Annotated in this window: 3 protein-coding genes; all 3 read left to right on the top strand. The window is 57.8% G+C overall.

What is annotated here, in order from left to right; all coding sequences use genetic code 11:
* On the top strand, positions 1–728 hold a 728-nt coding region (locus WCA10_RS22720; RefSeq protein ID WP_472824819.1), incomplete at its 5' end, for an ABC transporter permease.
* Positions 729–913: 185 nt separating this feature from the next.
* Positions 914–5,221 (top strand): SDR family NAD(P)-dependent oxidoreductase, encoded by a 4,308-nt coding sequence (locus WCA10_RS22715; RefSeq protein ID WP_472824818.1) that lies wholly within the window; start codon positions 914–916, stop codon positions 5,219–5,221.
* Positions 5,222–5,392: 171 nt separating this feature from the next.
* Positions 5,393–7,137, top strand: a 1,745-nt coding sequence (locus WCA10_RS22710; RefSeq protein ID WP_472824817.1) for a type I polyketide synthase, incomplete at its 3' end; no start/stop codon positions are given.

Below are 7,137 nucleotides of genomic sequence, written 5' to 3'. Positions count from 1 at the left end.
TCTTCCAATCGTTGTCGCTTCTTCTGTTCTTCTACTTTCTTGGAAGGCTCATTACGCCCAACAACTCGGCAGACTTAGGCGCATTTGGCGGCCGCTATTTTCCGTTCGCAGTCATCGGACTGGCCTTCGCCCGTTACTTCGACTTGACGCTGAGGATGTTTTCAGATTCCATCCGCAACGCCCAGATGACGGGATGCCTTGAGGCAATGCTCAGCAGCCAGACCGGATGCGTGTCAGTCGTGCTCATGTCGTCGCTCTACGCCCTTCTCTCGGGAGCCGTGCAGTTGCTTTTAATTCTCGTGGCGGGGGTAATTGCATTTGGCGTTGATTTAAGCCGGATGAACGTCTCGGCAACCCTCTTGGTCCTCGTTCTTTCGATCGCGATCTTCGTAGGCTTCGGGGTTCTCTCAGCCGCAACTGTGGTCTGGCTCAAGAAGGGCGATCCAGTCACCTGGATTCTCGGTGGTTTCGGCAGCGTCCTCGGTGGGGCCTATTTTCCCATCGACGTTATGCCGGCCTGGATGCAGAAAGTCTCCTTGATTATTCCCATCAAATACTCGCTCGATGCCTTGCGGCTGACAATGCTCAAGGGCTATTCGGTGAGTCTGGTTGCGAAGCCCGTTACGACATTGGTGGGCATCGCTGTGATTCTCCTTCCGGCTAGTATTGCCCTTTTTGTCGCCGCAGTCAGGAACGGCCGCAGAGAAGGAACGCTCATGCAGTATTAGGCGGGGGCCCTTTGCTTCAACGCAGTCCGCTCAAACCGCAGATTGAAACTGCCTGACACAAAGCTGGTCATGAAAACCAACTGGCTCACCGGCCTATCTCGCATCGTCGCAGAAGCAGTCGCACCGTCTCCGAACGAAACACGCAAGTCTACGGAATGTGGAATGTTCAGAAAGACAGACGAAAAATGAATGACAGGATAAGTGCAGCGATCTCGGTGGAGCGGCGGTTGCTTGCTCTTGAGTCTGTGCGTGACTGCAAGGTCATTCAGCGGCAGGTCCGGGTTGACTCCGGGCAGGACCCCAAAACCGAACGCGCAGTGGCGTATGTAGTGCCCGCTCGGTCCGTACGCCCGGACGGCATCAAACAATGGGCCGCTTCGCTTGAGAGACAATTGTCCGATGGAACCGACGCTGATTTCCCCACCCAGTGCGATCTGATCGCCGTGTCGCGACTACCGTTGACCTGCGATGGGGAAATCGATGTTGCCGCCCTTGCCGACCTTCCCTTTCTGGACGAGGAATTGTCTCGCCGCTGGGAAGATCGTCTTAAGAGTCTAGCGGGCATACATGACGCCGTTGTTTCGGTGGAGCTGGAACAGGAACAGTTGCCGTCCATCCATTACTCGGATCTGTTCTCTGAACCGCATCAACACGGACAGAATGAAAAGCCAACGCCAGCGGTCAAGCAACCACTAGAACAGCAGCAGCACTCGCCGTCGAATGCTTCATCCGAACGGACGCTGGCAATCAGCCACGGTGGCGAGATTGAAAAAGCCGATCAGCTCCCGCGCATGCTTGGAGAGACTCTGCAAAACGCAGCGCGGGAACACCCCGATCACGGCTTGCGCACCATCATCGACGGCGCGGAACAGTTCCTTACCTATCCAGAGCTTCTGGCGCGTGCCGATTGCATTCTGGGCGGATTGCAGAGGGCAGGTCTGCGCCCCGGAGACAGAGTCATTTTTCAGTTCGCACAGAATCAGGATTTTCTCACCGCATTCTGGGCTTGCATTCTCGGTGGAATCGTGCCCGCGCCGCTCGCTCCCTCGCATCAGCGAATGGACGGCACGGCGGAAAAGCTGCAGAATGCCTCGAAAATACTGGACGCCAGGGCAGTGCTCACCACCCGCGAGCTAGCGCCGCACATTCGGGAAACCTTCGCTTCGCTTGACCTGCCAAAGGTGCGCGTCGAGTGCCTGGAGGACCTCGTCGCATCCGACACTGCAGGCGCTTGGCACGCCGGTGGTGAGCCAAGCGATTTGGCTCTCGTTATGCTGACCTCCGGAAGTACGGGAATTCCGAAGGCGGTCATGCTGAGTCACCGCAATCTGATTCGACGGTCAGCGGCTTCGGTACAGATGAACGGATTTTCCAGTGATGCTACGACGCTCAATTGGATGCCGCTCGATCACGTTGCAGGAATCGTCTACTTCCACCTGCGCGATGTATTCCTTGGCTGCCAGCAAATCCACGCCGCGACCCATCTGGTGACGCAAGATCCGCTGATCTGGCCGGAGTGGCTGGGCCGGTATCGTGTGACGGTGACCTTCGCGCCGAACTTCGCCTTCGGCCTTGTGAACGATCGCTCCGAACAGATCGCCGCACGAGCGCGTTCCGCGCACGGCGTTTGGGATCTCAGTTGCCTGCGCTACCTGCTCAACGGAGCCGAAGCGGTCGTTCCGCGCACAGCCCGCCGGTTCCTGAAAATCCTCGCGCCCTACGGCCTTTCGTCGGCTGCCATGTGGCCGGTTTGGGGTATGTCGGAGACCTCTTCGGGCACGATCTATTCCGAGACCTTCCGTCTCGAATCAAGCAGCGATGACGATTCTTTCGTCGAAGTGGGCCGTCCGATTCCGGGCTTCTCCATACGCATCGTGGATCAGAATGAGCAACTTCTCGTCGAGGGAATAACCGGCAGCCTGCAAGTTAAAGGCGATCAGGTGACGGCAGGCTACTACAACCGGCCAGACCTGAACTCCGAATCGTTTACCGCTGACGCTTGGTTCAGGACAGGGGATCTTGGTTTCCTGTCGCGGGGCCGGCTTACCATTACCGGCCGCGAGAAAGACGTAATCGTCATCAACAGCGTCAATTATCCTTGCCACGAAATCGAGGGCATCGTGGAGGAAATCGAAGGGATCGAAACGTCCTTCACAGCCGCTTGCGCGGTGCGCGATCCCGGCGCGAAGACGGACCGACTGGCAATCTTCTTTCATCCGACTGCTGGTTGCGAGACAGTCTCTTTGGAAATGATCCGCACAATACGAGGCGCTGTTTCGCGGCGGATCGGCGTGAGTCCGGACTTTCTGCTCCCCGTGGAGCGTGACGCAATACCCAAAACAAACATAGGTAAGATCCAGCGCCCGCAATTGGCCAAGAGCTTTGCTGAGGGTGAATTCGCGGATGTTGTTCGGCGCGTGGAAGTCCTCATCGGCGGCGCGAACACCCTTCCTAACTGGTTTTTCCGGACGGGGTGGGCGCGCGCGGAGTTGCGCGGCGGTCGCGAGATCGAACGGATGCTGATATTCAGCGACTCTTTAGGCGTGGGAGAGTGGCTGCACCGCAAAGCTGTCGCGACAGGCTGCAAATGTGTGCTCGTATTGCGTGGCAGTGACTTCGCCGAAGAGAGCGAGCTGCTGACCATCGAGCCGAACAACAGCGAGCACTACCGGCGGGTGGTCGAGGCGCTGGCTCGAAGGGGTTTCGAGCCCCAATCGATAGTGCATCTCTGGACCTATTGCGACGGTTCAGCGCACTCGGATGAAGTGGCGGAGTTGGAACGCGCCCAGGAACTCGGCGTGCTCAGCGTGCTGCGTCTCGCCCAAGCGCTGGGCTCGGCTGAATCGGCCCTGACCAGCCCAGCAAATGCTCGACCAGCCACACGTCTCACCGTGGTCAGCAATCAACTCCAATGTTGTGAAGAGGTCGGGAGTGCAGACGCAGTTCGGAAAGCGCCGGCCTTCGAAAAGGCTCCGATTCTTGGCCTGCTCAAGACCATTCCACAGGAGAATCCAATGCTCGCTTGCTGCCACCTCGATTTGCCACATGCGGCCAGCGAAAAGAATGCGGAGTTGATCCTGAGCGAAATAAGTAGTCAGAATCTTGACGCGGAGGTGGCGTATCGCGCCGGCCGCCGTTGGGTGCGAAAACTCAAGCGAGTCAATCTTGCCACCCAACCGGCAAGTCCATTGCCGATCGAGAAAGGCGGTCTCTATCTACTCAGCGGCGGCCTTGGTGGGATCGGGCTCGAACTGTCCCGATATCTCCTCCAGCACTTTCAAGCGAACCTGATCCTTATAGGCCGAACGAAACTTGAACTTGATCCTGGTGATCGGCGAGACGCCCTGGACTCGCTCGGAGCACTGGCTGCAGTTACCGGAGGCAATACGCTATATGCAGCGCTCGATGTCGGCGATCCGGAGGCTCTGCGTGAGGTAGTATTGCAAGCCGAAGAGCGCTTTGGTCGAACACTGGCTGGGGTATTCCATCTGGCTGGGCTTTATCACGAGCGCACTGTACTGGAAGAAACTGCGGCGGGCCTGAGTACGATTCTTCATGCGAAGCTGAAGGGCTCTTTCGCCCTGGATCAGTTACTCACGAAGCGGCCGGGCGCGCTGTTTGTTTCCTTTTCTTCGGTGAACGGTTTTATGGGCGGCTACGGTGTCGGCGCGTACGCCGCGGCAAACTCGTTTCTCGAAAGCTTTTCTGAGTACCAACGCGCGTCCGCAGACTTGAACGCCTACTGCATCTCATGGAGCCTCTGGGACGATGTTGGGATGAGCCGCGGCAATGTCTTGAAGGATGTGGCGTGGGGACGAGGCTTCTACCCGATTTCCGCTCGCCAGGGCATCTCTTCTTTGCTGGCGGTGCTGCAGCGTCCGCCGGGCCACACATTGGTTGGTCTGGACGCAAGTAACCTGCATGTCCGCGGCCTGGCTGACGATCTGGTGGTGTCTGCCCAGGCGCTAGCCGCTCTGGTAACTGGAGATTCAAATACGATCGCTCATTTGACCTCGTCGCCATCGGGAATAGAGTTGGGTATTCGGGATCGCTATGGCGCCGCCACCCGATGCCGTTTGAAAAAGGCTTCGCAAGAAATGATAGGCGTGACAGGAGGAATTGACCGCAAGAGAAGTCGCTTCCTTTCACGCATGGGGGTTCAGGACACCGGATCCCCGGCACAACCAGAAAACGACCTCGAAAGGGTCATTGCTGGCATCTGGCGCGAGGTGTTAAGAGTGGAACATTTGAGCGTTGCTGACAATTTCTTCGACCTCGGAGGCAATTCGCTGGCAATGGGACAGGCCAATGGACAACTGCAAGAGAAGTTGAAGCGTAGGATCTCGATGACGGAGACGTTTCAGTACTCGACCGTGCGCACGCTGGCCAATTATTTGTCGGGCTCAAACGAAGCGGGAAAACCGGAAGATTTGGGAAATAGCAAGAGCCGCGGCGAACGGCGTCGCGAGATGGTGCGCCGGGGACGTCGCTAGTCCAACGTGGGTAGATGACGATGCTGCCGCAGGGAGCTGAAGTGCCAACCGTGCCGATGAATTGAAAAAGTCCTTTGGCTCGTGAGCGAAAAATAGAACGGCACCCGGACAAGAACTTTTCCGGTTGATTTGACCAGTGGGTAGGAGAGTACGATGGGCGGGCAGCAGGCAATGAGTAACCCAGCGGATGACTTGGATATCGCTATTATCGGGATGTCCGGTCGCTTTCCCGGTGCCGGAAACATCGACGAGTTCTGGCGCAACCTTCTGGCCGGAATAGAGTCGATTCATCAACTCAGCGAGCAGGAGCTGCGCGAGGCAGGCGTCAGCGAAGAGGCACTCGCCGATCCAGATTACGTCCGCGTGACTTCGCGAATCGAGGGAGTCGATCGGTTCGACGCGGAATTCTTCGGATACAGCCCGCGCGATGCGGCCGGCATTGATCCTCAACAACGGCTGCTGCTCGAAACTGCATGGGAGGCGTTGGAAGATGCGGGCTATGACCCGTCGTCAGGCAAAGGGGCAATCGGCGCATTCGTCGCCGCATCGACGAGCACATACCTGCTGAATAACCTCCGGTCTCATTTGGATTTCCGCGAGTTCATTCTCTCCTCCGACAATATTCGCGCTGTGCTGGGCAATGGCAGCGATTTTCCGGCTACCCGAATCTCCTACAAGCTGAATTTGACCGGCCCCAGCCTCAACATTCAAACTGCATGTTCGAGTTCCCTCGTCGCTGTACATATGGCGCGCCAGAGTCTGCTTTCGGGTGAGTGTGACATGGCTCTGGCGGGCGGAGCCTCCGTGTACCTGCCGCAGAACCAGGGTTACCGTTTTCAGAACGATATGATCCTGTCGCCGGACGGCCACTGCCGTGTATTCGACGCCGGTGCCCAGGGAACCGTTTTCGGACGCGGAGTGGGCATGGTGCTGCTCAAGCCCCTGGTCGTGGCGAAACGGGACGGCGACCATATTTATGCCACGATCCGCGGATCGGCGATCAACAATGACGGTGCGATGAAAGCAGGCTTTACCGCGCCGAGCGTGAATGGACAGGCGGCGGTGATTGCTGAAGCCCTCGCAAACGCGGGCGTGGGGCCCGAGACCATCGGCTATGTCGAAGCCCACGGCACCGGTACAAGGCAGGGTGATCCGATCGAGATTGCGGGACTCACGCAGGCTTATCGCCAGGGCACACAGCGAAGCGGTTACTGCGCGATAGGTTCGGTGAAGTCGAATATTGGCCACCTCGACGTGGCCTCCGGCATAGCCGGCCTGATTAAGACTGCCTTGATGCTAAAAAGGGGGCACATCCCGGCAACTTTGCATTTCGAACACAACAATCCCCAGATCGACTTTTCCTCCACACCGTTTGCGGTCAATGCATCGCTGCGGCCGTGGCCACGCAGCCGCGAGCCACGCCGTGCCGGCGTGAGTTCCTTCGGCATGGGCGGCACGAATGCGCATGTAATTTTGGAAGAGCCGCCAGCAGTTGAACAACTCATGGAAGAAACGTCGCGGCCGATGCATTTGTTCACTCTCTCTGCCAAAAGCGAAAGGGCTCTCTACGATTCGGCACGTCAGCACGCAGCATATTTGGCTGAGCACGGAGATGTCGCGATCGGGGATGTATGCTTCACTGCCAACACCGGCCGGTCGCACTTTGCCCACAGGTTGGCTGCTAAGGCGAACACAACCTCAGAGTTGCAGAAGCTTCTGGAGGGAGTTGCGGCAGACGAGAAAGCGGCTTCCCTTGTGCAGGGAATTGCCTGTTCTGACTTTCCGCGCCTGGCTTTTTTGTTTACCGGCCAAGGCTCGCAGTATGTAGGGATGGGACGTCAGCTTTACGATACGCAGCCGACTTTCCGTCGTGCCCTGGACGAGTGTGCGGAACTGTTGTCGCCGCATCTTGATCA

This window comes from Occallatibacter sp., from assembly GCF_049582745.1.
Lineage (GTDB): Bacteria > Acidobacteriota > Terriglobia > Terriglobales > Acidobacteriaceae > Telmatobacter.
Note: the sequence above shows the minus strand (reverse complement) of the source record. Positions and strands in the feature narration are given on the sequence as shown.